Origin of the sequence: Pseudomonas triclosanedens (assembly GCF_026686735.1) — a bacterium.
In the GTDB taxonomy this organism is placed as follows: domain Bacteria; phylum Pseudomonadota; class Gammaproteobacteria; order Pseudomonadales; family Pseudomonadaceae; genus Pseudomonas; species Pseudomonas triclosanedens.
In genome coordinates this window covers 4,010,508-4,036,968 of the sequence record NZ_CP113432.1, presented here as the reverse complement: position 1 = coordinate 4,036,968, position 26,461 = coordinate 4,010,508, and the positions used below count along the sequence as shown (strand labels likewise).

Below are 26,461 nucleotides of genomic sequence, written 5' to 3'. Positions count from 1 at the left end.
CGGTTCTGCAAGGGGAGGGGCGCCGCTGGCCCGGAGGAGGACGGAAGTGGGGACGTCTTTCCGTGCCAGCGGCACCCCATGATCACTGCATCAGGCCGGTTCCACCTGCGCCGGGACCTTGTCCTGCCGGGCGAGCCTGAGCTTGCGCATCTGCTCCACGCCCCAGAGTACGCGCTCCGGGGTCGCCGGGGCGTCGATCTGCGGTTGGGCGCGGTAGTCGGCCAGGCTTGCCACGGCGTCCTTGATGGCGCAGAACACCGAGATGCCGAGCATGAACGGCGGCTCGCCGACGGCCTTGGAGTGGAAGACGGTCTGCTCCGGGTTCTTGCGGTTCTCCACCAGCTTCACCCGCAGGTCGATGGGCATGTCGGCGATGGCCGGGATCTTGTAGCTCGCCGGGCCGCTGGTCATCAGCTTGCCCTTGGCGTTCCACACCAGCTCTTCCATCGTCAGCCAGCCCATGCCCTGGACAAAGCCGCCTTCCACCTGGCCGATGTCGATGGCCGGGTTCAGCGAGGCGCCGACATCGTGGAGGATGTCGCTGCGCAGCATCCGGTACTCGCCGGTGAGTGTGTCGACGATGACTTCCGAGCACGACACGCCATAGGCGAAGTAGTAGAACGGCCGGCCGCGGGCCTGGCTGCGGTCGTAGTAGATCTTCGGCGTGCGGTAGAAGCCGGTGGAGGACAGCGACACCTGGCCGAAGTAGGCCTGCTGCACCAGCTCCTCGAACGGAATGATCAGATCGCGTACGCGTACCTGGTTGTTGCGGAACTCGACGTCTTCCTCGGTCACCTTCCAGTGCCTGGCGGCGAACTCCACCAGTCGCTGCTTGAGGGTTTCGGCTGCGTTCTGCGCGGCCTTGCCGTTCAGGTCGGCGCCGGAGGACGCAGCGGTCGGCGAGGTGTTGGGCACCTTGTCGGTGTTGGTCGCGGTGATCTGAACGCGGTCGATGTCGACCTGGAAGACCTCGGCCACCACCTGGGCGACCTTGGTGTTCAGGCCCTGGCCCATCTCGGTGCCGCCGTGGTTCAGGTGGATGCTGCCGTCGGTGTAGATGTGGATCAGCGCACCGGCCTGGTTGAGGAAGGTGGCGGTGAAGCTGATGCCGAATTTCACCGGGGTCAGCGCCAGGCCTTTCTTCAGCACCGGGCTGGTGGCGTTGAACTCGCGGATTTCGGCGCGGCGCCTGGCGTACTCGGCGCTGGCTTCCAGTTCTTCGGTCATCTCCTGCAGCAGATTGTGTTCCACTTGCTGGTAGTAGTGAGTGACGTTGCGTTCGTCTTTGCCATAGTAGTTGCGCTTGCGCACTTCCAGCGGGTCCTTGCCGAGGTGACGTGCGACCGCGTCCATGATCTCCTCAATGGCGACCATGCCCTGCGGGCCACCGAAACCGCGGTAGGCGGTGTTCGAGGCGGTGTTGGTCTTGCAGCGGTGACCGTTCACCGTGGCGTTGCCGAGGAAGTAGGCATTGTCGGCGTGGAACATCGCACGGTCGACGATGGAGCCGGAGAGGTCCGGCGAGTAGCCGCAGTTGCCGGCCAGGTCGATATTGATGCCGTGCAGCAGGCCGTCGTCGTCGAAGCCGACGTCGTACTCGACGTAGAAGGGGTGGCGCTTGCCGGTCATCTGCATGTCTTCGACTCGCGGCAGGCGCATCTTCGCCGGGCGCCCGGTGAGGCGCGCGATCACCGCGCACAGGCACGCGGGCGCGGCGGCCTGGGTTTCCTTGCCGCCGAAGCCGCCGCCCATGCGGCGCATGTCGATGACCACCTTGTTGAAGGAGATGCCCAGCACTTCGGCGACCAGCTTCTGCACCTCGGTGGGGTTCTGCGTGGAGGTGTAGACGATCACGCCGCCGTCTTCGGTGGGCATCACCGAGGAGATCTGCGTCTCCAGGTAGAAGTGTTCCTGGCCGCCGATGTGCAGGGTGCCCTGGATGCGGTTCGGCGCGGTGGCGAGCTTGGCGTCGGAGTCGCCGATCTTGTGCTGATGGCTGTCGAGCACGAAGTGCTTCTTGCGCAGCGCCTCGACCACGTCGAGCACCGGCTCCAGGTCTTCATATTCGATGATCGCTGCCATTGCCGCCTTGCGTGCGGTTTCCAGGCTGTCGGCGGCCACGGCGATGACCATCTGGCCGACGTACTCGACCTTGCCGTCCGCCAGTAGCGGGTCGCCGGCTACTACCGGGCCGATGTCGAGTTGGCCGGGCACGTCGTCCTTGGTGATGGCGATGGCCACGCCGGGGAACTGGTAGCAGGGGCTCACGTCCAGTTTGGTGATGCGCGCGTGGGCGCGGTCGCTCATGCGGGCGTAGACGTGCAGCTGGTTGGGGAATTCCAGGCGGTCGTCGATGTAGATCGCCTCGCCGCTGACGTGCTTTGGCGCGCTCTCGTGCTTGACGCTGCGGCCGACGCCGGTGGTGAGGTCGGCGCGGAACAGTGCGGCGAGTTCTTCCTGGCTTTTCTGTGGCTTATGCATATGAGGTCACCCGAGTTACGGCCTGGGGAGCTTCCAGTTCCAGGAAGCACTTGCGCAGCAGGTTCTGTGCGGTGAGCAGGCGGTATTCCTTGCTCGCACGGAAGTCGGAGAGCGGGGTGAAGTCCTCGCTCAGTGCCAGCGCGGCGTGTTCGAAGGTGGCGCTGTTGAACGGCTGGCCCAGCAGCGCGGCTTCGCAGGCGCGGGCGCGTTTCGGGATGGCAGCCATGCCGCCGAAACCGGTGCGCACGGCGGTGATTCTGTTGTTTTCGACCGTCAGGCTGAAGGCGGCGCAGACGGCGGAGATATCGTCGTCCAGGCGCTTGGAGACCTTGTAGGCGCGGAACATCTGGCCGGCCTGTGGACGCGGGACGATCACCTGTTCGATGAACTCGCCCTCCTGGCGCGCGGTGACTTTGTAGTCGATGAAGTATTCGTCGAGCGGCAGCTCGCGGCGTTCGGCGCCCTTGCGCAGGACGATCCGTGCGCCCAGCGCGATCAGCAGCGGCGGCGAGTCGCCGATGGGGGAGGCGTTGCCGATGTTGCCGCCCAGGGTGCCCTGGTTGCGGATCTGCAACGAGGCGAAGCGGTGCAGCAATTCGCCGAAGTCCGGGTAGTCGCGCGACAGTGCTTCGTAGCAGTCGGTCAGCGCGGTGGCGGCACCGATCTCGATGCGGTCGTCGAAGACCTGGACGCGCTTCATTTCCTCGACATGGCCGACGTAAATCATCACCGGCAGTTCGCGGTGGAACTGGGTGACTTCCAGCGCCAGGTCGGTGCCGCCGGCCAGCAGGCGCGCCTGCGGGTTGGCGGTGTAGAGGTCGGCAAGGTCGGCGATGGTCAGCGGCAGCAGGCAGCGCTTGTCGCCGCTGTTGAGCTCGGCGGTTTCGCGCGGGGCGATGGCCTTGAGCTGGGCGATGGTCTGGGCTTCGGCGGCGTCGAACTGGTCCGGCTGCTTCTGGCAGCATGACTGTTCGGCGGCATTGAGGATCGGCCGGTAACCGGTGCAGCGGCAGAGGTTGCCGGCCAGCGCCTCATGAGCCTCGGCCTTGCGCGCTTCGGCACTTTCGCCGGTGGTGTTCTTCTGCAGGGCGAACAGCGACATGACGAAGCCTGGGGTGCAGAAGCCGCATTGCGAGCCGTGGCAGTCGACCATCGCTTGCTGCACGCCGTGCAGTTCGCCGCGGTGCTTGAGGTCGTCGACGCTGATCAACTGCTTGCCGTGCAACGAGGAAACGAAGGTGAGACAGGAGTTGAGGGTGCGGTAGCGAATGCGCTCGGCGCCTTCGTCGCCAACCAGTTCTCCGACGACCACCGTACAGGCGCCGCAGTCACCGGAGGCGCAACCCTCCTTGGTTCCGGTCTTGCCCAGATGCTGGCGCAGGTAGTTGAGGACGGTGAGATTGGGGTCGAGGCGGTCTTCGACGCGCAGCTCGCGATTGAGCAGGAACCTGATCAAGGCTTGCCTCCAGGCTGATTCTTGTTTTTGGTAGGGCACTGGATGGCGAATCTATGAAAAGCTGACTTTTGAGTCAATAAAAATTCTGTCTCAGTGGTCAGAAAGTTTTTCTGCGGATGATGAACGGCATTTAGACAGGCTTTGTCGGCATGGCCCCGCGCGCGATTTGCAAGGGGCGCCAGCAGGATGGAGGGAGCCTGGGCGAGTCTGCGTAAGAGGCGTGATGGGTATCGCTGCGCGACGAAGAGCGGTTCGGTTCCGGGCAGCAGAAACAAAAAAGGCGGCAAGCCGGGGTAAGGCTTGTCGCCAAGGCGTGGAACGCTTTTGTCAGGCTTGCTGGGTGGCGCTCAACTGGTACTCCTCGCCGGCGTAGTAGGCGCGTACCCGGCGGTCCATCACTGCGCGCCAGAGCGGCGGGAACAGCGCGAGGACGATCATCCCGGCGTAGCCATTGGGCAGTTGCGGGCTTTCGTCGAAATGGCGCAGTACCTGGTAGCGCCGCTTGGCGTGGGCGTGATGGTCGGAATGGCGCTGAAGGTGGAAGAGGAACAGGTTGGTCAGCAGGAAGTTGCTGTTCCAGGAGTGCTCGTGGGTGGTCCGCTCGTAGCGCCCGCTGTCCAGCCGGCGGCGATGCAGGCCGTAGTGTTCGACGTAATTGACGATCTCCAGCAGGGTGAAGGCCATAACCGACTGGCCGATGAAGTAGAGCGCGCCGATCCAGCCGAAGGCCACGCTGAAGCCGGCCAGGAATAGCGCGCTGATGACGTACCACCAGATCAGCTCGTTGCGCCAGTGCAGCGCCGGCAGCCCCTTGCGCTTGAGGCGCTCGCTCTCCAGCTTCCAGGCGTTGAGGAAGTTATGCTTGTAGGCGTGGGGCAGAAACGCGTAGAGGCTCTGCCCGTAGCGAGACGACGAGGCGTCTTCGGGGGTGGACACGTGCACATGGTGCCCGCGCACGTGCTCGACCTTGAAGCCGCCATAGCACACCGCCGCCAGCAGCAGGCCGCCGGCATTCTGCTCCAGCTCCGGGTCCTTGTGGATCAACTCGTGGGACACGGTGATACCGATGGCGCCCATCACGGTACCCACCGACAGGATCCAGCCCAGTTGGCCGACCCAGTTCCACGCATCGTAGTTGGCCAGCACCCAGCCGCCGTAAACCAGCATGCCGATCAGCAGCGGAACGGTGGCGAGGCTGAGGAAGCGGTAGTAGCCCTCGCGTTCCATCGGCGGTACTTCCTCGACTTCGTCCGGGTTGGCCGGGTCGCGTCCGACCACGAAGTCCAGCAGTGGAATCACGCCGAATACCACGCTGATCACCAGCCAGGCCCAGGCATTGGGATACTCGCTGCCGTATGACCACCAGTAGCTGAGCGGAATGCCGAACACAGGGATCAACCAGATCCAGTAGCCGGCCTTTTTCAGGCGCAACATCCAGGCAGGGGAAAGGAAGGCGAACATGGGATGACTCCCGAACGGTATTTTCGTAGGATTGTCCGACAATCCTGCGCTCGTTCTTGCCGCCAGACGCACAAACCTTTGTTCTGTCGTCGACCCGCCGGAGGGGATGGCGCGGTAACACCCTGTGTTACACTTCGCGACCGCTACACCCCCTCGAAAAGCGCCCGATTCTTAAGGACAACCATGACGTTCAAGGCCCCGGACAGCCTGGCTGAGCAGATCGCGCACCATCTTGCCGAACGCATCATCCGGGGCGAGCTCAAGGAGCGCGAGCGAATCCAGGAGCAGAAGGTCACCCAGACCCTCAACGTCAGCCGCGGGTCAGTGCGCGAAGCGTTGCTGATCCTCGAGCGCCGACATCTCGTCGTAATCCTGCCGCGCCGTGGCGCGCAAGTGTCCGAGCTTTCCTCCAGTCACGTCGAAAGTCTCTACTCGTTGGTCATCGAGCTGTACGTCATGCTCGCCTGCAGCGTCGCCCGAAGCTGGCGCGAGGAGAGTGACCTGCAGCCGTTCCTGGCCATCCAGCAGCGCCTGCTGGAGAACCTCGAACGCGGCGATATCAATGCCTTCGTCGAGTCCAGCTTCGACATCATGCGCGCCGCTTTCCCGTTCGCCGCCAACCCGTACCTGCAGGAAACCGTGGAAAACCTGCTGCCGGCCATGAGCCGCACCTATCATCTGGCCCTGGAGCGCCGCAAAGGCGAGATGAGCCAGTTCATCGGCAGCTTCGAGCAATTGCTCCGCGCGGTGGTCGGGCGTGATGAGACGGCGATCCGCGAGGTGCTGCTCGACTACGGGCGGCACAATAGCCAACTGGTCCTGGCCGCTCTGGCTGAACGATAGGTTCGCCGGCTAAACCATAAGAGAGAGGGGGCGTATGCGGCTCAAGTGCATCAAGCTGGCGGGCTTCAAGTCGTTCGTCGATCCGACGACGGTTAATTTCCCGAGCAACATGGCGGCGGTAGTTGGCCCCAACGGTTGTGGAAAATCCAACATCATCGATGCCGTTCGCTGGGTGATGGGGGAAAGTTCAGCGAAGAACCTTCGTGGCGAGTCGATGACCGACGTCATCTTCAACGGCTCCAACACCCGCAAGCCGGTGACCCAGGCGTCCATCGAACTGGTGTTCGACAACTCCGACCAGACCCTGCTGGGCGAATACGCCAGCTACGCAGAGATTTCCATCCGCCGCCGCGTGACCCGCGACGGTCAGAACACCTACTTCCTCAACGGCACCAAGTGCCGGCGTCGCGACATCACCGACATATTCCTCGGCACAGGTCTTGGCCCGCGCAGCTATTCGATCATCGAGCAGGGCATGATCTCCAAGCTGATCGAGGCCAAGCCGGAGGACCTGCGCAATTTCATCGAGGAAGCCGCCGGCATCTCCAAGTACAAGGAGCGCCGCCGCGAGACCGAGAACCGCATCCGCCGCACCCAGGAGAACCTCGCGCGCCTGACCGACTTGCGCGAAGAACTGGAGCGTCAGTTGGAGCGCCTGCATCGCCAGGCCCAGTCGGCGGAGAAGTACCAGGAGTTCAAGGCCGAGGAACGCACCCTCAAGGCCCAGCTCGGCGCATTGCGCTGGCGCGAGCTGAACGAGCAGGCCGGGCAGAAGGAGCGGGTGATCGGTGACCAGGAAGTGGCCTTCGAGGCGCTGGTGGCCGAACAGCGCAGTGCCGATGCCAGCATCGAGCGCTTCCGCGACGGCCATCACGAGCTGTCGGAAAGCTTCAATCAGGTACAGGGGCGTTTCTATTCCGTGGGCGGCGACATCGCCCGTGTCGAGCAGAGCATCCAGCATGGCCAGCAGCGTCTGCGCCAGTTGCAGGATGACCTGCGCGAGGCGGAGAAGTCCCGCCAGGAAACTGAATCCCACCTTGGTCACGACCGCACTTTGCTGGCCACCCTGGCCGAAGAACTGGAGCGCCTGGCGCCCGAGCAGGAAGTCAGTGCCGCCGCCGCGGAGCAAGCCAGTGCCGGCCTCGAAGACGCCGAGCTGCGCATGAACGACTGGCAGCAGCGCTGGGATGCCTTCAACCAGCAGAGTGCCGAGCCGCGCCGCGAGGCGGAAGTGCAGCAGTCGCGCATCCAGCACCTGGAGCAGAGCCTGGAGCGCCAGGGCGAGCGTCAGCGCCGCCTGAGCGATGAGCGAGCGCAACTGGCGGCCGATCCCGAAGACGCTGCGATTCTCGAACTGGGCGAACAGGTCGCCGCCATCGAACTGCTGCTGGAAGAGTCGCAGATCGAAGAACACGAACTGGCCGAGCGCCTGGAGCAAGTGCGCCAGTCCCTGCAGGAAAGCACCGCTGCGCAGCATCAGACGCAGGGTGAGCTGCAGCGGCTGAACGGCCGCATCGCGTCGCTTGAGGCCCTGCAGCAGGCAGCGCTCGATCCGGGCGATGGCACCGCGCATTGGCTGCGCGAGCAGGGCCTGGAGCAGCGCCCGCGTCTTGCCGAAGGGCTGCGCGTGCAGGCGGGCTGGGAACTGGCGGTGGAAACCGTGCTCGGCGCCGACCTGCATGGCGTGCTGCTGGACGATCTCCGCGGGTTGCCGTTCGATGCGCTGGAGAAGGGCGAACTGCGGCTGCTGGATCTGGCCGCAGGCGCGGTTTCCCGCCCAGGCAGCCTGCTCGACAAGGTCGAGGCCAATGTTGACCTGAGCTACTGGCTGGGCCGCGTGCGCCCGGTCGAAAACCTCGATCAGGCGCTGGCGCAACGCGCCTCGCTGGGGGATGGCGAAAGCCTGGTCAGCCGCGACGGCTACTGGGTCGGTCGAAATTTCCTGCGCGTGCGCCGTGGCGAATCCGCCGATGGTGGGGTGCTGGCGCGGGGACAGGAACTGGAGCGTCTTTACGCCGAACGCGAGACTCTGGAGCGGCGTCTGGCGGAAGTGGACGAGCAGTTGGCTCGTCTGCGCGACGAGCAGCGCCAGGCTGAGGAAGGCCGCGATCAGGTGCGCCGCCGGCTGCAGGATGAGGGCCGGCGCCAGGGCGAACTGAAGGCCCGGTTGTCCGCGCAACAGGCTAAGGTCGAGCAGTTGACCCTGCGCCGCCGCCGCCTCGACGAAGAGTTGGCCGAACTGGCCGAGCAGCACGCGTTGGAGCAGGAGCAGCTCGGCGAGGCCCGCCGGAGCCTGCAGGACGCGCTGGATGCTATGGCCGTGGATACCGAGCGCCGGGAATCGCTGCTCGCCGAGCGCGACGGCATGCGCGAGAAACTCGACCGTATCCGCCAGGAATCGCGCCAGCATAAGGATCACGCCCACCAGTTGGCCGTGCGCGTCGGCTCACTGCGCGCCCAGCACGAATCCACCCGCCAGGCCCTGGAGCGCCTGGATAGCCAGGCGGTGCGGCTGGTCGAGCGCTGCGAGCAGCTCAACCTCAACCTGGAGGAGGGCGCCGCACCGCTGGAGGAGCTGCGCATGCGCCTGGAAGAGTTGCTCGACCGGCGCATGGCCGTGGAAGACGAATTGAAACATGCACGCCTGGCGCTGGAAGACGCTGACCGCCAGTTGCGCGACGCCGAGAAGCGCCGCACCCAGGCCGAACAGCAGTCGCAACTGCTGCGCAGCCAACTGGAGCAGCAGCGCATGGAGTGGCAGGCCCTGAGCGTGCGGCGCAAGTCGTTGCAGGAGCAGCTCCACGAGGACGGCTACGACCTGCATGGCGTGCTCGGTACCTTGCCCCTCGATGCGGCGGAGAAGGTCTGGGAACAACGCCTTGAAGAGTTGGCCGCGCGCATCCAGCGTCTCGGGCCGATCAACCTCGCGGCGATCGAGGAGTACCAGCAGCAGTCTGAGCGCAAACGCTACCTGGACGACCAGAACGATGACCTGGTGGAAGCGCTGGATACCCTGGAGAACGTGATCCGCAAGATCGACAAGGAAACCCGCAACCGCTTCAAGGAAACCTTCGACCAGATCAATGCTGGCCTTCAGGCATTGTTCCCGAAGGTTTTCGGTGGCGGTCACGCTTATCTGGAACTTACCGGCGAGGATTTACTCGATACCGGGGTAGCGATCATGGCGAGGCCGCCGGGAAAGAAGAACAGCACCATCCACCTGCTGTCTGGCGGCGAGAAGGCTCTGACCGCGCTGGCGTTGGTGTTTGCGATCTTCCAGCTCAACCCGGCACCGTTCTGCATGCTCGACGAAGTCGATGCGCCGCTGGACGATGCCAACGTTGGCCGTTACGCGCGGCTGGTCAAGGAGATGTCGGAGAAAGTGCAGTTCATCTATATCACCCACAACAAGATCGCTATGGAAATGGCCGATCAACTCATGGGTGTGACGATGCACGAACCGGGATGTTCGCGGTTGGTGGCCGTTGATGTCGAGGAGGCGGTGGCGCTGGCTGAAGCCTGATTCGAACGTAACTTGCAGGCGTCTTCGAGATACTCGGCTACGCTTGTAAGGCATTGATTATATTGAGATAGGCGTCGCGCCTGGGACGAACTCGCGATAGGCTAAGAAAAGTTGCAAAGACCAGGGCGGAGTATCGCCTCAGACAGTGTAAAGTTATGTGTGAGCGTGTTAGCTTAACGCTTACTTTTGTATCGCGTGGAAAACATCAGTCAGAACATGAAGTTGGCTCCACGTTTCAAGGGATAGGATGTCCTTTTTTTCATCATCATCATTTTTGTTCAGGGGCTACGGGATTAGATGGATATCGGTCTGCGCGAATGGCTGATCGTCATTGGGCTTATCGTGATCGCCGGCATTCTGTTTGACGGCTGGCGTCGCATGAGGGGTGGGAAGGGCAAGTTGCGCTTCAAGCTGGATCGTCACTTCGCCAATCAGCCCGACGATGGGGATGACAGTAATCCCGAACTGCTCGGCCCGTCCCGCGTGGTTGAGCATCACGAACCGTTGCTCGATGAAGATGACCTGCCCAAGGTCAGCGCCAAGGACTCGCGCGGCAAGCGTCGCGGCGAGCCGCGCCAGGGCGACCTGAATCTCGACGACCCGGCGCCGAACCTGCTCGGCCCTATGGATGAGGAAGACTTCCCGAACCCGCTGGATGAAGCGCCGAAGGAAAAGCCAAGGTCCAAGGAGCGCAAGAAGGACAAGGAGCGAGCCGCCGCTTCGGCTCCTGCCGCGTCGTCCGCCCCCCTCGCTCCGGTCGAGGAAGTGCTGATCATCAATGTCATCAGCCGCGACGAAAGTGGTTTCAAGGGGCCGGCTCTGCTGCAGAACATCCTCGAAAGCGGCCTGCGCTACGGCGAGATGGACATCTTCCACCGCCATGAAAGCATGGCCGGCAATGGTGAAGTGCTGTTCTCGATGGCCAACGCGGTCAAGCCGGGCACTTTCGATCTGGACAACATCGATCAGTTCAGCACCCGCGCCGTGAGCTTCTTCCTCGGTCTGCCGGGGCCGCGCCATCCCAAGCAGGCGTTCGACGTGATGATCGCCGCCGCGCGCAAGCTGTCTCAGGAGCTCAATGGCGAGCTGAAGGACGAGCAGCGTAGCGTGATGACTGCCCAGACCATCGAGCACTATCGCCAGCGCATCATCGATTTCGAGCGCCGCAGCCTGACCCAGAAGCGCTAAGCTTCCTGCACGTCACGCTACCAAGCCCCAAGCCACCCTTGGGGCTTTGTGTTTCTAGTCGCCCCTCTCGCCGTCCGAGGCTTCCGCATGACCGACTCCCAGACCGCTGCCGAACGCATCGCCCAGTTGCGCAGCGAGCTAGACGACCATAACTACCGCTACTACGTGCTCGATCAGCCCAGCGTGCCGGACGCCGAATACGATCGCCTGTTCCGCGAACTCAAGGCGTTGGAAGCCGAGCATCCTGAACTGATCACTCCCGAGTCGCCGACCCAGCGCGTCGGCGGCGCGGCCGCTTCTGCATTCGGCGAGGTCCGCCACGAAGTGCCGATGCTCAGCCTGGGCAACGCGTTCGAGGAGCAGGACCTGAGCGATTTCGACCGTCGCGTGCGCGAGGGGCTGGCCGATCAGTTGCCTTCCTCCGATCTGTTTGGCGGCGGTGCCGAGGTGGAGTACAGCTGCGAGCCGAAGCTGGACGGCCTGGCGGTAAGCCTGCTGTACGAGAACGGCGTGCTGACCCGTGGCGCCACCCGTGGCGACGGCACTACCGGCGAAGACATCAGCGCCAACGTGCGCACCATCCGCAATGTGCCGCTGCGCCTGCAGGGCAAGGGCTGGCCGGCGGTGCTGGAAGTGCGTGGCGAGGTGTTCATGTCCAAGGCTGGCTTCGAGGCGCTCAACGAGCGGCGGGTGGAAGCCGGCGGCAAGACCTTCGCCAACCCGCGCAACGCCGCTGCTGGCAGCTTGCGTCAACTGGACTCCAGGATCACCGCCAGTCGTCCGCTGGAGTTCTGTGCCTATGGTTTTGGCCGAGTCGAGGGGGGCGGCTTGCCCGGTACCCAGGTGGGAATCCTCGAAGCGCTGAAGGGGTGGGGCGTTCCTATCAGCCGCGAGTTGAAGCTGGTCCGCGGCGTCGAGGAATGCCGGGCCTACTATCGGGACATCGGCAATCGTCGTGACAGCCTGGCCTACGAGATTGACGGCGTGGTGTTCAAGGTCAATCGCATCGACTTCCAGCGCGAGCTGGGCTTCCGCGCCCGTGAGCCGCGCTGGGCGATCGCCCACAAGTTCCCTGCGCGCGAGGAACTGACCGAGCTGCTAGACGTGGAGTTCCAGGTTGGCCGCACCGGTGCGGTGACGCCGGTGGCGCGTCTGAAGCCGGTGCAGGTGGCGGGCGTGACCGTTTCCAATGCGACCCTGCACAACATGGACGAGGTCGCACGCCTGGGCCTGATGATTGGCGATACCGTGATCATCCGCCGCGCCGGCGATGTGATTCCGCAAGTGATGCAGGTGGTGGCCGAGCGCCGTCCGGCGGATGCGCGCCCGGTGGAAATCCCGACCCAGTGCCCGGTGTGCGGCTCGCAGGTGGAGCGCACCCAACTGGTCAAGCGCAGCAAGGGCAAGGAATCGCTCAGCGAGGGAGCCATCTACCGTTGCGTCGGACGGCTGTTCTGCCAGGCGCAGCTCAAGCAGGCGATCATTCATTTCGTTTCGCGGCGGGCGATGGACATTGACGGCCTCGGCGACAAGATCGTCGAGCAACTGGTGGACAGGGGGCTGGTGAAGTCTCCGGCGGACCTCTACACCCTGACCTACGAGCAGGTGATCGAGCTGGAAGGCTTCGCCGAGGTCTCCACGCGCAACCTGCTGGGTGCAATTGCCGACAGCCGCAAGCCTGCCCTGGCGCGCTTCGTTTTCGCCCTCGGTATTCCCGATGTGGGCGAGGAAACCGCCAAGCTGCTGGCCCGGTCGCTCGGTTCGCTGGCGCGCATCCAGAAGGCTTTGCCGGAGGTGCTGACCTATCTGCCGGACGTGGGCGCCGAGGTGGCTTACGAGATCCACAACTTCTTCGGTGACGAGCACAACTGCAGCGTGATCGCGCAGTTGCTGGAGCGCGGCGTCGAGTTGCAGGAGGAGGGCGAGGTGTCGGCCGAGTTCGCCGCCGTTGCGACGCTGGCGGGCTTCATCGACAAGCTGAACATTCCCTTTATCGCCGCCACCGGCGCCGAGAAGTTGGCTGACCGAGCCGGCAGCCTCGAAGCACTGATCACCCTCAGCCAGGACTGGCTGGACCTCAGCACCCTGAAAGGGGTGAACGAAAAGGCCAGGCAGTCGGTGCGCGAGTATTTCGCGGATGCCGCCCGCGTCGAGCGGGCCCGCGCCGTCGAGGCGCAGCTGGCCGAGTTCGGCATGCACTGGCGCAGTGAGCGCAAGGTGGTCGAAGGCCTGCCGCTGGCCGGCCAGACCTGGGTGCTTACCGGCACGCTGGAGGCCATGAGCCGCGATATCGCCAAGGACAAGCTGGAAAGCCTGGGCGCCAAGGTGGCTGGCTCCGTGTCGGCCAAGACCCATTGCGTGGTCGCAGGGCCTGGTGCTGGTTCGAAACTGGCCAAGGCTCAGGAACTCGGCGTCGCGGTAATGGACGAAGAGCAGTTGCTCAAGCTGCTGGCCGACCACGGACTGGGTGCCTGACATCAATCCACGATCAACCGTTCAAGGAGAAACTTCATGCCCATGACCAAGGACCAACTGGTTCGCGATATCGCCGAATCCCTCGACCTGACCCAGGCTGCCGTTCGCGGCGTTTTCGAGCAATTGGCGCAGATCGCCCAGGACTCCCTGGAGAACGACGGCGAGCTGACCCTGCCGGGTATCGGCAAGCTCAAGGTCAGCGAGCGCGCCGCCCGTACCGGCCGCAATCCGCAGACTGGCAAGGCTATTCAGATCGCCGCGAAGAAGTCGGTGCGCCTGGTGCCCGCCAAGGCTCTGGTCGACAGCCTGAACTGACGGGAATGCCCGCGTCAGCGCTGCTGGCGCGGGCTATCCGCTAGCGGAGAGCGATATGGACAAGGCAAGAAAGCAGCGGCTGCTGGGTGTGTTGGCGCTGGTGCTGCTGTTTGGTGGGTACGTCGCCTGGACCGAGCGTCCGCAGATCGTGCTGCGCTATGAAGCGCAGGGCGGGCCGGCGGTGAGCTACAGCTTCAGGGAAAACGGCGAGGAAACCTTGGCCGGCGAGATCAAGCCTGGCGAAGCGCGGACCTTCCCGCTGCGCCTGTGGCGTTCTGGAGATTACCGTGTGGCATTCCAGTTCCACCGGGGGGCGGAAAAGTACGCCAGCTTCAGTAGCCGCCCGGGCTACAGCAAGATGGAGCTATTCATCGGGCCGAACCTGGAAGTGTCCACCCAGCCTCGGCCCGAGGGGCTGATTCAGGCGCAGTAGGCCTCGCTACAGATATTCCGCCACCAGCATCGCCAGGCGCTCGTCTGCGGCAACACCTTCGTTGGCTATTACGTGGATGGCGCCGTCTTCCCCAGTGGTCAGCCGGTAGTGCGTGCCGGCTTGGGTGCCGAGCGGTCCGGTCAGTCGCAGATTCACTGCACGGTTGCATTCGCTCAAGCGCAGCGGCGAGCCTGCCAGGTGCACGCTGCCCACTTCAGCCTGGCAGCCTGGCTCGACGATGGCGCCGCGAAAGTGAATGGTGCCGCCCTCTGCCATGACCTGGCCGCAGAAGAGCAGGGTGATCAGGCTGGTATAGCTCAGGAGATTCGACATGCTGGCGCTCCTTGCTCGGCAATCGCCGCCGGTAGGCGGCTCCTTTGTTCAGCATAGGTGTCGCCGGACAAGTCTCCAGGCGCGGTGAGGCCTATTCTCGCGGATTCGTGAGACGTTGCAGGTATGGGCTTAAGATTGAGCGTAAGTGCTTGAAGTACTTGTAACTTGCGATCAAGCCGCTACAATGGCGCGGCTCGTCGATTGGCGAGTTATCGCGATGGTGGCCCTGTCGGTCCCCCCGCAACGATTACCCGTTAACCTGGTCAGGTCCGGAAGGAAGCAGCCATAGCGGGAACGTCGTGTGCCGGGGTGTGGCTGGCGGGGCCGCCTCCATTTGTTTTTTGTCCTTGATTTTCAACGATTTTTTGCTCTTTGGCGCGCTAGTGATCCAAAGGGTGATCCAATCGTGCCTTCCAGTAGCAACTCTCTACCGTCCTACCTCTGGCGTTCCCGACACTCGATCTTCTATTTCCGGATCGTTGTGCCCGAAGTCATACGCCCGCTTTTCTGTCGCACCGAGATCCGCAGATCCCTTCAGACGCGCTGTAAGCGTGAAGCCCTGATCCGTGGCCGAGAGTTGCTGCTTCAAGTCCAGCAGCTCTATGTCCGAGCGTTTCAAGGCATTCGGCCTTCCCTTGATCAACTGCGTGGTGCCTGGGAGGCGGGCGGAAAGCGAGTCGCCAGTTGGGCCTCGTGGCTTCGTCAGCAGCAGCTGGTTTGGATCGCTTCTGGCGTCCCCCCGCAGGGGCAGCCCATAGCGAACGCTGAAGTAGTGCAAGGTGAAGTGATCGGCAGCCCTCAGAAGCCCCGCAGAGCCTCTACACGAGCATCTTCCGATCAAGGTGTGGGATTGGTGCCGGATGCTCCCAGCTCGTCTCCTAGCTTCTCCAAGGTGGTCGAGGAGTGCTTGAAGCAGCAGGGTAGGGAAGGAGTCTCTTCCAAGACGCTCGATGACAAGCGAGCAGTTGCCTTGCTCCTGGTGCGGATCATTGGGGATCTGCCAATTGACCTGATCACCCGGAAGGATGCCCGCAGATTCCAGGAGACCGCCCTCAAGCTGCCTCCCAGGATCAACCAGCTTCCCAAGAATCAATCCATAGAGACGATCATCAAGGAAGCAACCGCCACCATCAGCCTCACCACCTTCAACAACTACGTGAAGAACCTGACCACGTTCTTCAGCTATGCCATTCGAGAGGGATACTGCGAGCGGAATCCCTTTGATGGTTTGCGCGTGAAGCAGCGTGGCAAGGTCAGCGAGGATCGAAGCGTATTCACCGAGGAGGATCTCCGGCGGTTGTTCTCGAAGGAGATCTACACCTCGGTTCATACGAAGAAGCCCAACCAGTACTGGCTGCCTCTGCTTGGTCTCTACACGGGTGCTCGCCTCAACGAGCTATGTCAGCTGTACCTCGATGACGTGGTTACCATCAACGGAGTGGACTGCATCCATTTCCGCGCATCGCGCCCTGACCAGAAGCTGAAGACTGCATCCTCTGAACGCCTGGTGCCCATCCACTCGAAGCTGAAGGCGATGGGCTTCCTGGAGTTCATCCAGAAGCAACGTGTTGCGGGACACGCTCGTGTCTTCCCTGAACTGACCTGCCACAAGAAGCATGGCTACAGCGCTGCTCCTTCGAAGTGGTTCACTCGGGTTCGAGAGCAGCTGGGTTTCAAGGACGGGGAGGAGCAGAAGGACTTCCACAGCTTCCGTCACACCGTTGCGGATCATCTGAAGCAGAAGGGCGTCAGCGAGGCACTCGTGGGCGGACTGCTGGGGCACCAGACGGGGGGAATCACCTTCAGCCGCTACGGAAAGGACTTCCGGCCCGAGGTGTTGGCCCCGGTGGTGGAGATGGTCGACTTCGATGCTGAGCAGTGGCTGCGTTGATCGCAAGCTGGCAGGGATGGCGAGGCAGGTGCAGGGCCGACTGCGGCTAGGTGGAGTTTCGGGCGCCTGAGGTCACTCGTTGCTATACCGCTGGACGTGCTCGCCCATGGCTGCTCGTTGGGCCAAGGCATCAGCTCGCTCGTTCTCGGGATGCCCGCTATGGCCTTGTACCCAGGTGAAGTGAACTTTGTGCCTTTCCAGCAACTGGTCGAGAACCTGCCAGAGATCAGAGTTGGCTACGGGCTTGCGATCTGATGTTCGCCAGCCGTTCTGCTTCCATTTTGGGAGCCAGGATGTGCAGCCGTTCTTCACGTATTTGCTGTCAGTCACTACCTCGACCTCCGATGCAGGGACTTTCAGGGATTTCAGTCCCTTGATCACTGCCGTGAGTTCGGCCCGGTTGTTGGTCTGCTGGTTACCTTCGAGCGGCCCTGCGATCTCTTTCGTTTGCCCCTCAGGGTTGCGGAGAATTGCTGCCCAGCCTCCACGGGCCTGAGGTTGGCCGTTATGAAGGCAAGCGCCATCGGTGAAGATCTGGATGATGCGTTGCTGTTGCATGAATGTGGATTTCCTCTTAGTTCTGCCGCCTGTGGTCGCCACCGCCTACGCCCACCAGCGCCCACCACATAGGGCGGCGCAGACGGACACAAGCGGCAGGACTAAACGGGCTGGTGTTGATTGAAATGCAGTGGCGAAACTGCAGGGAGGGAAACCAGAGGCGCGTCTGGCAATGCGTCTATAAAGGCTTGGAAGTCGGTAGGGTTACCTGATGATGTTTTCGAGGATTGAATCAGCCCCGATCACATCACGCCGTCCACACTCAATCAGATAGCGGAAGACAGCCTTGGCCTCTTCTCTGTCTCGCGGGCGGATTTCAGCCAGTAGGCCGAACACGAACCACTCCCGCGAAGACGCCTCCTCAAGCGGCTGGCAATATTCCTTGCACGATGCGCTCCTAAGCCCATGAAGGTGCTCCCAATACTTCAGTTCGTGTAGGCAGTCGGCCAGAGTCTGAGGTATCAGCTCAGGGTGGGCCTTGAAACGCTCAGCCACAGAAGCCTCATCAAACGGAGGGTGAGTTCCAGTGAACTCCAGCCCGGCCAACACTTCTACACAGAACGCTTCAGCGGGCGTATCACTCATGAGCCTGTCCCCGAATCGAGCAATAGCCTCGACTTGCAGTCGTTGACGCTCGATTGCTGCGATTGCAAGTCTCTCCAAATCACAGAACCCATACGCCCCCAAAGCAGCCAACGGCTCGTCAGGGTATGCATCAATCAAGTACTGCTTATAACGCTGCTGCAAGACTGGCAGAGGTGTCTTAATCTTCTTGGCGCCTTCCATAGCCCGCTCAATCAATGCAGCATTGCCAGTGTCGATCACCCGATGCAGCCACAGAACTGCGTCTATCTCTCTATCTCCGGTGACGATCTCTTGGGGCGGCAACTCCGGCACACTTGGCAGGGATTCTTCGCTCTCGCGGATCGGCGGTAAGCTGAACAGCTCTCGGTGCTTGGCGTTATCGCGGAAGTTCCCAGATCGTGAAACCAGGGTTTTCACTGTTCCGAGCGACAGCCCGGTCATTGCAGCAACCTCGCGGAGGGAATGACTCCGGCGCAGATCGAGCACCCGCTGGCGTATGTCGTCGGCGATGCGCTGCTTGGCTTTGCAGGGTGAATCCCCCAGTTTCATCTGCTCATGCTTCATCGATCAGCCCTCCATCACTTCTTGCTCAATCGAGGACAACTGCACAGCGGCTGCCGCATACCAGTTACTGATTGCTGAAGTCTGGAGGTATCGGGCGCCTCGCCATGCGTACCAAGGGTTGACGCGCACCCTTAGCGTTCCCAGGTTGCGGACGGGCTCAGCTCTAACCAGCATCGGCTGAAGCGAAGACCAAGCCCGATAGACGCTCGCTCGACCGCATTCATCGAACTCGGTGAGCAGTTCAGCTACTCGACCGAACCAGTAGTTCCAACCATCGAGTCGCTCGCAGATGAAGCGAAAGACCTTGACCGCCAGGACAGAGTGTCCGGCATCAAGCAGTCCAAGAAGCCGGTCGTACTCAATGTTGAGGTCTGCAAGATACGGGTCATGAACGGATATGGCTTCGAACAGCTCTTCAGGGTTTCTTGCTTCGGTGGGGAAACGCGTATCGATCCCAACCTGTGCCTTGATGTGACGCCGCGAGAGCGCACCAGTCGTTACCTGCTGATCAATGACACACCCTGTTTCAGGGTCGATGGCGTAGAGACCGTCCCGTGTCCGCACGGGAACGCATAGCGGCAGATCAACTTTTTCTGATGACGAATGGATGAACGAGAGAATCATGGCGACATTCTCCTTCGGAGTTCTGTGGTGGTATTTGCTGAATCAGGGGGTTGCAGGAAGGGCGAGAATCTCCTTCCTTATATAGAAGGGCGGTTACTGGCCCCGGAGTTATTGGGCTAGAGGTAGATTCCAGTCTCAAAGATGAGACGGGGCCGATCTCGGGGAAAAACAGGCGGCGTTGTCGTTACAACTCTGGGGGCTAAAAACAGAGGACAGGGATTGCTGGTCGTAGTGCAACCCCTGGTTTCAAAGCCTTGTTCTCCTTAAGTGCGCCCTAATCCGAACTGGCCCGGAACTGGCTACTACCCTGATGCTCATTGCCTCCGCGAGATGTCTTATTCCGCACGGTAAGCTTCACGCCCAGTGTGAGCTGGATGAGAAGCAAGTAGGCCAGCGGCATGACGAGCCAAAGGGTCGCTGCGATGACGAAGAGCATTTCTATAAGCCGCATGTTCAGGCTGCCTCCAGTTGCAAGTGGAGCTGGATCAGCTCAGGTAGAAGCTCGGTCGCAATATGTAACCTCATGGTGTAGGTATTCCTCTTTGTGCAGCCGTCAGAGTCCCTTCCGTCCACGCCACCAGCTCCCACCTACTTGGGAAACATGGACGGCTCGAACGGCTGGACAAAACGGGCTGGGTTTGAACGAGGCAGCAAGGGAAGCTGCGGTTTGTTGCGAAGGGATGTTCCTGGCGGAACGATGGCTCCCCCGTTATCTGAGCAACGCACGGGCCATGGCCTGGGCGAAGTAGGTTCCTAGGTGGCTACTTGGCTGGGGCGGTGGCTGATGTGATGCAGCGATAGCAGGGGAGCTGAAAGGGGTGCCTATAGAGGCAACTTAGGCTGGACCTTTGGGTTGGGGTGAAGGCCGTGGTTGATGAAGATGGCGGTTGCAGACAATTCCCGACACGAGGACCTGACGGTGATTTCTGTCGGATGGCTCGGTGGGGTTGGATTCGTCAATTCCACACTCAACCTCGAAACTGGTCTCGACCTCGTTGAGCGGAGTGCATCAAGTTGAACTTGCGGCGAACCTATCGGATTAGCTTTGGTGGTCCACAAGTACAGCTTGATGATTGAGTCCCAAGGGTTTCATCTCAAGGAAGGTTATGGGATGAAGGTATTGGTGAAGGAAGTGACTGTAGATCAATCTTTAGTTGTTCTTTGCCATCCACTATCACCCTGTCAGATCAACAGGTAGCCATGCCTCGACCGGGGGCCATCACCTCCCCAGCCAGCAACGTCAGGTTCTCTTCCGTCGAACTGCCATCCAGTAGTCGGATGCGTTTATCGGTTCTACATGCCTGAAGCTCAAAGTAGCGGTATGTCATCGGCAGCGAAGGTGTCCGTGGGGGCGCTTTCTGCCTTGATCGTGGAAGAGCCTTCTCCTCCATAAGTGCGCCCTTTTCGAACGTCGTCGATCTTGCTGCGAACTTGCATCGCACGGTGCCGGTGGCTGAGAGAGCTGAGCGTGAGGCCTTCGTACAGGCACGACGGAGTCTTGGTGGGGATGCTGCAATGCGTCGCGGGGCCGTTTAATCCTGCCTGATGGCCAATGGAATGTGTCTCAGGCGGAGCTTGTACCAGCCTCGCTGGGGCTGCGTGCTTCTGACGGAACGATCCCCTGCTGTAGTAAGCTCCGCGCACGTTTTTGGCTGCGATTGGAGATGTGCGTTGGTCAGCGGAGATGTAGAAAAGCGGTTGTGGGCTGTGGCCGACCAACTATGGGCTAACACCGGGCTGAAGCCTTCTGAGTTTTCGGTCCCCGTCCTGGGGCTGATCTTCCTGCGGTATGCCGAGAAGATGTATGCCGCGGCTGAAGAAAAGCTGGGGCCAATTGGTTCTGGAGGCCGCCGTAAGGTCAGCAAGGACGACTATCTCGCTGAGGGCGTCATCTTCCTTCCTGAGAAGGCTCGTTTCTCTTACCTGCAGACCCTCACCGAAGGCGATGTTATCGGTCTTGCCGTCAACGATGCGATGAAGGCCATCGAGGAAGAGAACATCGGTCTCAGAGGCGCGCTGCCCCGGAACTACATCCAGCTTGGTAACAAGGTTCTTCTGGAACTCATAAAGCTGCTCGGTCCGGTTGACCTTAGCGGCGATGCGTTCGGCAAGATCTATGAGTACTTCCTGAGCAACTTCGCGTTGAAGGAAGGCCAGAAAGGCGGCGTCTTCTATACTCCCGAGTCAATCGTGAAGCTGATCGTCGAAATCATCGGGCCCTACCACGGGCGGATCTTCGACCCAGCTTGCGGTTCTGGCGGCATGTTCACCCACTCGGCTGACTTCGTGACGCGACATCACAAGACGGCGATGGAGGAGATCTCGGTCTTTGGCACCGAGAAAGAGCAGGTCACCGTCAACCTGAACAAGATGAACCTGGCAGTGCATGGCCTCTCTGGCGATGTGCGTGTGGCGAACACCTACTACGAAGATCCTCACGAAGCCGTTACACGTGAGGGCGGCCGCTTCGACTTCGTGATGGCCAACCCCCCCTTCAACATGTCGGGTGTCGACAAAGAGCGCCTGGAGGGAGATCTCCGGTTCCCCTTTGGCCCACCAAAGACAGACAACGCCAACTACCTCTGGATCCAGCTCTTCTACGCATCGCTGAACAAGAGCGGGCGTGCTGGTTTCGTCATGGCGAACTCGGCGGGTGATGCCCGAGGCAGCGAGCAAGTGATCCGCCAGAAGCTCATCGAGACCGGCGCTGTTGATGTGATCGTCTCGGTAAGCTCGAACTTCTTCTACACCGTGACCCTGCCCTGCACCCTGTGGTTCTTCGACCGGGCTAAAGAGAATGATGCAGAGCGAGCAGATAAGGTGTTGTTCATTGATGCTCGTCACATCTACCGGCAAGTCGACAGGGCTCACCGTGACTTCAAGCCTGAGCAGATCGAGTTCATTGCCAACATCGTGCGGCTTTATCGAGGCGAAGCGCCGGAACTGGAGCAAGGCAGCGCTGAGTTGCTTGCTGAAAAAGGGCTGCTTGCCGGCTACGTGGATGTGCCAGGGCTTTGCAAACTAGCGACTCGCGAGCAGATTGAGGCGCAGGGTTGGTCGCTGAACCCTGGGCGGTATGTTGGGGCTGCTGCAAGGGAAGCCGAGGATGTGGACTTCACAGAGCGATTAGAAGAACTGGCTGAAGAGTTGGAAATTCTGAATGCCGAAGCCCGAGAGCTTGAATCCAAAGTCGCAGATAACATTGCAGTGATCCTAGATGGAGCATCCGCATGACTGCAGAGACTTCTTGGGAGGAGGTTAATCTAGAAGACTATGTTGACTTGGTAGCGGGGTATCCATTTAAAAGCGCGGGTTATACAGACGATCAGAACGATGTGCGCTTACTGCGTGGCGACAATGTTGCTCAAGGAGAGTTGCGCTGGGATAAGGCCAAAAGATGGCCTGTTGCTGATTACCAAAGATACGATGCGTTTCATCTTAGGGAAGGCGACATAATTCTCGCGATGGATCGACCCTGGATTAGCGCTGGATTGAAGTATGCCAGGATTAAGCGTAGTGACACTCCTGCGCTCTTGGTTCAACGTGTCGCGCGTCTGCGAGGTGCTAAAACCCTTCAGACCGATTATCTGCGTTGCATAATCGGAAGTCCAGGATTTACCGATTATGTACTCTCCATTCTAACTGGCGTCAATGTCCCGCATATAAGCGCTAGGGATATTAAGCGATTTCGATTTTTGTTGCCGCCTGTGGCTGTTCAGAAGAAGATTTCAATAGTTATAACAAGCTACGACGATCTCATCGAAAACAACACGCGCCGCATCGAGATCCTCGAAGAAATGGCGCGGCGATTGTATGAGGAGTGGTTCGTTCAGTTCCGCTTTCCGGGGCACGAGGAGGTGGAGTTCAAGGAGAGTGAGCTTGGGTTGATTCCTGAAGGGTGGGGTGTTGTTAAGTTAGAAGAAGTCTGCGACCTGATTACTGATGGAGCACATAAAAGCCCTCCAACTGCAGAGACTGGGATGCCCATGGCTTCGGTTAAAGACATGCATGACTGGGGTGTTGATGTCTCTAAGTGCAGAAGGATATCTCAATCGGATTATGATGAGCTTGTAAGGAATAATTGCAAGCCGATGGTTGGCGATATTTTAGTTGCGAAGGATGGAAGCTACCTAAAGCACATCTTTTCGGTCGAGAAAGATCAGGATTTGGTCTTGTTGTCATCAATTGCAATTCTTCGCCCGGCCAATAAGTCTGTGTCGGATCTCTTGGTTTGTTTGCTTAGGCACCCTGAAACTATCGCTCGAATGAAAGGCTGTGTTTCTGGTGTTGCAATTCCCAGGATAATTCTGAAGGACTTTAGAAAGTTCCAAATTGTGCTTCCGGATCAAGGTCTTCAAGAAGCATGGTTAGCTATAGCAAGCCCATTGATGCGCTTATGCCGTAAGCTAGTGGAGAAAAACACTAACCTTCGAGCCCAGAGAGACCTGCTCCTTCCCAAGCTAATCTCCGGTGAGATCGACGTATCCGATATCCCCATGCCGACCTAAAAGGAGTTCAGGCGCATGAGTCCAGCAGCACCGCATTCGCACGACTATTCCGAGGACACGTTGGTCGAGCAGCCAGCCATCGCGCTGTTCGAGTCTCTCGGTTGGGAAACCGGAAACCTCTACGCAGAGTGGACCGGTAGTTCCTCCAGCGAAGGTCGCCAGACCCAGCAGGATGTGGTGCTGGAGGGGCGTCTGCGGGCTGCGCTCGGCAACCTGAACCCTGATCTGCCTAGTGAGGCCATCGACCTGGTGGTCGAGGAATTGACCAGAGATCGCTCCAAGCTGCTGCCGGTCAACGCCAATCAGGAGGTCTACCGGCTGCTAAAGGATGGGGTGCCTGTTTCGGTTAACGATGAGTACGGGCATAACACGCTCAAGGTGGCCAAGGTCATCGACTGGGGCAATGTTGAGGAGAACGACTTCTTCCTCGCCTCCCAGTTCTGGGTGAAGGGGGACTACCACACCCGACGCACTGATCTGCTTGGCTTCGTGAACGGTATCCCGTTGTTGTTCGTCGAGTTGAAGGCGACGCATAAGACGCTCAAGGCCGCCTACGATGACAACCTCACCGACTACCGCACCGTCATCCCCCAGCTCTTCACCTACAACGGCGCGCTGATTCTGTCGAACGGCTCTCAGACGGTGGTGGGTAGTACCTTCTCGCCCTGGGAGCATCTGTTCGAGTGGAAGCGGATCAACGATGAGGGGGAGAAAGGCGTTGTATCCCTTGAAACGGCGATCAGGGGAATTGGTGAGCCATCGCGGATCTTGGATATCATCGAGAACTTCACCGTCTTCGAGGACGTGGCTGGTGGTGTGATCAAGAAGATCGCCAAGAATCACCAGTACCTCGGGGTCAATAAAGCCATTGCTGAGGTCTGGCGTACGAAGGATCGCCCCAAGGATCAGGCTGGGCGGCTGGGTGTCTTCTGGCACACCCAAGGGTCAGGCAAGTCTCTGTCGATGGTCTTCTTCGCTCAGAAGATCCTGCGCAAGATCCCAGGCAACTGGACGTTCGTGATCGTCACTGACCGCAACGAGCTGGACGAGCAAATCTACAAGACCTTCGCCGCTACAGGTGCTGTGGGTGAGGTCGAGGCACATGCTACCAGCGGTGCTCATCTCAAGCAGTTGCTCAGCGAAGATCACCGCTACGTCTTCACCTTGATCCAGAAGTTCGGCACCAAGAAGGGCGAGGTCTACCCGAAGCTCTCTGATCGCCAGGACATCATCGTCATCACCGACGAAGCTCACCGCTCCCAGTACGACACCCTGGCCATGAACATGAGGACGGCACTCCCCAATGCCGCCTTCCTGGGCTTCACCGGGACGCCGCTGATGGCTGGCGAAGAGAAGACCAAAGAGGTCTTCGGTGACTACATCTCGGTCTATGACTTCGGCCAGTCCATCGCTGACGGTGCCACGGTTCCGCTGTACTACGAGAACCGCATTCCCGAGATGCAGCTCATCAACGACAACCTCAACGAGGACATGGCGGCGCTACTCGAAGAGGCCGAGCTGGATGAGGAGCAGGAGCGCAAAGTCGAGCAGGTCTTCGCCCGTGAGTACCACCTGATCACCCGAGAGGATCGCCTTGAGGCCATCGCCAAGGATCTGGTGAACCACTTCGTTGGTCGTGGTTACCAGGGCAAGGCCATGCTGGTATGCATCGACAAGGCCACCGCCGTCCGCATGTACAACAAGGTTCAAGATCACTGGAAGACGTATCTAGCTGATCTGAAGGCTCAGCTCGCAAAGGCTCCCAAGGAGCAGCAGGAGGAGTTGCAGCACAAGATTCAGGTGATGACATCGACCGATATGGCTGTGGTTGTCTCCCAGAGCCAGAACGAAGTGAAGGAGCTAGCCGACAAGGGGCTGGACATTCTTCCGCACCGTAAGCGCATGAACGAGGAGAACCTGGGCGAGAAGTTCAAGGACTCGAAGGATCCCCTGCGCTTGGTCTTCGTATGTGCCATGTGGATCACCGGCTTTGACGTGCCATCTTGCTCGACCATTTACCTCGACAAGCCCATGAAGAACCACACCCTGATGCAGACCATCGCTCGGGCCAATCGGAAGTATCCTGGTAAAGAAGCGGGGCTGATCGTCGACTATGTGGGTGTCTTCCGTAAGCTGCAGGAAGCCTTGGCGATCTATGGTGGGGCTTCTTCTGGTGAAGGTGGTGAGGGTGAGCCGATCAAGAACAAAGCCGAGCTGGTCGAGTACTTGAAGCACCTGCTTGCTAGGGGGATCACGTTCCTGTCCGAGCATGGTGTGAATGCACAGGCCATCAAGGATGCTCAAGGCTTCGAGAAGGTGGCCAAGCTAGACGATGCTGTTGAGCAACTCATTGCCAATGAGGAAATCAAGAACAGCTTCATGAGTCAGGCCAGGATTGTGTCTCGGGTCTATCGAGCGATTCTTCCTGATCCAGATGCCAATGAGCTTGCTCCTGACGCTGTGCTGATCTCTGTCATTGCCCAGAAGATCAAGGCATTGGCTCCTCCCGTCGACATCTCCGAGGTAATGCAGCAGGTCGAGGATTTGCTGGATCGTTCCATTGCTCCGGTGCCTTACATCATCAAGGAAGGCGATGATCAGCCATTGCATGACCTCAGCAAGATCGACTTCGAGAAACTCAAGGAGAAGTTCAATCAGGGGCGCAAGCGCACCGAGGCCGAGAAGCTCCGGGCCTTGCTGAGCATGAAGCTGGAAACCATGCTGACCGAGAACCCCACTCGTAAGGACTTCATGGAGAAGTTCCAGAAACTGATCGATGCGTATAACTCAGGCAGCCTGAACATTGAGGTGTTCTTCAAGCAGTTGCTGGAACTCACTGCTGATCTGCAGATCGAGGATCAACGGGCTATCCGCGAGAACCTCTCGGAGGAAGAGCTGGCTCTGTTCGACATCCTGACCAAGCCAGTGCCTGAGCTTGCAGAGAAGGAAAGGGCGCAGGTGAAGAAGGTCTGCAAGGAGCTTCTGGAGACACTGAAGTCCGAGAAGCTGGTTCTCGATTGGCGCAAGAAGGACAGGGCTAGGAGTGATGTGCGGCGTACCCTTGAGATTGTCTTCGACCGTGGATTGCCTGAAAGCTACGACGAGGGCATCTACAACGAGAAGTGCGAGCTAGCCTTCCATCATATCTTCACGAGTTACTACGGGGCTGGTGAGAGTGTGTACTCGGCTGTTCGGTGAGACTGGTGCCTTGAGGGGTATGGTG

17 protein-coding genes, 1 other RNA gene and 1 pseudogene are annotated in these 26,461 nt (G+C 60.3%); 12 read left to right on the top strand and 7 right to left on the bottom strand.

Annotation, left to right across the window (positions count from 1 at the left end; genetic code table 11):
• Positions 1-90: 90 nt before the first annotated feature.
• The 3 genes from xdhB to OU419_RS18645 all read right to left on the bottom strand — a co-directional run bounded on the left by xdhB (position 91) and on the right by OU419_RS18645 (position 5,398).
• Positions 91-2,481 (bottom strand): xanthine dehydrogenase molybdopterin binding subunit, encoded by a 2,391-nt coding sequence (gene xdhB / locus OU419_RS18655; RefSeq protein WP_254475851.1) that lies wholly within the window; start codon positions 2,479-2,481, stop codon positions 91-93.
• Positions 2,474-3,937 carry a xanthine dehydrogenase small subunit gene (gene xdhA, locus OU419_RS18650; RefSeq protein WP_254475849.1) on the bottom strand — a complete coding sequence of 488 codons (1,464 nt, stop codon included), beginning with the start codon at positions 3,935-3,937 and terminating at the stop codon, positions 2,474-2,476. The genes xdhB and xdhA overlap by 8 nt, the downstream gene beginning before the upstream one ends.
• 327 nt (positions 3,938-4,264) lie before the next feature.
• Positions 4,265-5,398 (bottom strand): alkane 1-monooxygenase, encoded by a 1,134-nt coding sequence (locus OU419_RS18645; RefSeq protein WP_254475847.1) that lies wholly within the window; start codon positions 5,396-5,398, stop codon positions 4,265-4,267.
• 183 nt (positions 5,399-5,581) lie between these two features.
• Between OU419_RS18645 and OU419_RS18640 the strand changes: the two genes are divergently transcribed.
• The 6 genes from OU419_RS18640 to OU419_RS18615 all read left to right on the top strand — a co-directional run bounded on the left by OU419_RS18640 (position 5,582) and on the right by OU419_RS18615 (position 14,175).
• Complete coding sequence (locus tag OU419_RS18640) at positions 5,582-6,241, top strand: GntR family transcriptional regulator (RefSeq protein ID WP_254475845.1); 660 nt, start codon at positions 5,582-5,584, stop codon at positions 6,239-6,241.
• 34 nt (positions 6,242-6,275) lie between these two features.
• Positions 6,276-9,764, top strand: a complete 3,489-nt coding sequence (smc, locus tag OU419_RS18635) for a chromosome segregation protein SMC (RefSeq protein WP_254475843.1) — start codon at positions 6,276-6,278, stop codon at positions 9,762-9,764.
• Between the two features lie 297 nt (positions 9,765-10,061).
• Positions 10,062-10,952 carry a cell division protein ZipA gene (gene zipA / locus OU419_RS18630; RefSeq protein ID WP_254475841.1) on the top strand — a complete coding sequence of 297 codons (891 nt, stop codon included), beginning with the start codon at positions 10,062-10,064 and terminating at the stop codon, positions 10,950-10,952.
• An 87-nt stretch (positions 10,953-11,039) separates the two neighbouring features.
• A complete protein-coding gene (ligA, locus tag OU419_RS18625; RefSeq protein WP_254475840.1) occupies positions 11,040-13,427 on the top strand; it encodes an NAD-dependent DNA ligase LigA in 2,388 nt (795 codons plus the stop codon).
• A 36-nt stretch (positions 13,428-13,463) separates the two neighbouring features.
• A complete protein-coding gene (locus tag OU419_RS18620; RefSeq protein ID WP_254475838.1) occupies positions 13,464-13,742 on the top strand; it encodes an HU family DNA-binding protein in 279 nt (92 codons plus the stop codon).
• 55 nt (positions 13,743-13,797) lie between these two features.
• Entirely contained in the window at positions 13,798-14,175 is a 378-nt protein-coding gene (locus tag OU419_RS18615) for a hypothetical protein (RefSeq protein ID WP_254475836.1), read from the top strand.
• Between the two features lie 6 nt (positions 14,176-14,181).
• On the opposite strand, the gene OU419_RS18610 is transcribed toward OU419_RS18615, so the two are convergent.
• Positions 14,182-14,508 carry a fimbrial protein gene (locus OU419_RS18610; protein ID WP_254475834.1) on the bottom strand — a complete coding sequence of 109 codons (327 nt, stop codon included), beginning with the start codon at positions 14,506-14,508 and terminating at the stop codon, positions 14,182-14,184.
• 227 nt (positions 14,509-14,735) lie between these two features.
• On the opposite strand from OU419_RS18610, the gene ffs reads away from it, so the two are divergent.
• From ffs to OU419_RS18600, 3 genes and pseudogenes are all read left to right on the top strand, one after another.
• Positions 14,736-14,832, top strand: an RNA gene (gene ffs, locus OU419_RS18605) — signal recognition particle sRNA small type.
• Positions 14,833-14,914: 82 nt separating this feature from the next.
• Positions 14,915-15,049, top strand: a pseudogene (locus tag OU419_RS28930) (DUF6538 domain-containing protein); the annotation flags it as partial.
• A gap of 366 nt (positions 15,050-15,415) precedes the next feature.
• Positions 15,416-16,399, top strand: coding sequence for a site-specific integrase (locus OU419_RS18600; RefSeq protein ID WP_254475832.1), 984 nt, complete (start codon positions 15,416-15,418; stop codon positions 16,397-16,399).
• A 72-nt stretch (positions 16,400-16,471) separates the two neighbouring features.
• On the opposite strand, the gene rnhA is transcribed toward OU419_RS18600, so the two are convergent.
• The 3 genes from rnhA to OU419_RS18585 form a co-directional block, all read right to left on the bottom strand.
• A complete protein-coding gene (rnhA, locus tag OU419_RS18595; protein ID WP_043266684.1) occupies positions 16,472-16,957 on the bottom strand; it encodes a ribonuclease HI in 486 nt (161 codons plus the stop codon).
• A 204-nt stretch (positions 16,958-17,161) separates the two neighbouring features.
• Positions 17,162-18,106 (bottom strand): hypothetical protein, encoded by a 945-nt coding sequence (locus OU419_RS18590; protein ID WP_254475830.1) that lies wholly within the window; start codon positions 18,104-18,106, stop codon positions 17,162-17,164.
• A 3-nt stretch (positions 18,107-18,109) separates the two neighbouring features.
• Positions 18,110-18,730: a hypothetical protein gene (locus tag OU419_RS18585; protein ID WP_043266682.1), complete on the bottom strand. Its 621-nt coding sequence runs from the start codon at positions 18,728-18,730 to the stop codon at positions 18,110-18,112.
• Positions 18,731-20,437: 1,707 nt separating this feature from the next.
• Between OU419_RS18585 and OU419_RS18580 the strand changes: the two genes are divergently transcribed.
• The 3 genes from OU419_RS18580 to OU419_RS18570 are packed head-to-tail and all read left to right on the top strand — an operon-like array spanning position 20,438 to position 26,436.
• Positions 20,438-21,964, top strand: coding sequence for a type I restriction-modification system subunit M (locus tag OU419_RS18580; protein ID WP_254500561.1), 1,527 nt, complete (start codon positions 20,438-20,440; stop codon positions 21,962-21,964).
• Positions 21,961-23,238, top strand: a complete 1,278-nt coding sequence (locus OU419_RS18575) for a restriction endonuclease subunit S (protein WP_081884542.1) — start codon at positions 21,961-21,963, stop codon at positions 23,236-23,238. Before OU419_RS18580 ends, OU419_RS18575 begins: the two co-directional genes overlap by 4 nt.
• 15 nt (positions 23,239-23,253) lie before the next feature.
• A complete protein-coding gene (locus OU419_RS18570) occupies positions 23,254-26,436 on the top strand; it encodes a type I restriction endonuclease subunit R (protein ID WP_043266681.1) in 3,183 nt (1,060 codons plus the stop codon).
• Positions 26,437-26,461: the final 25 nt, after the last annotated feature.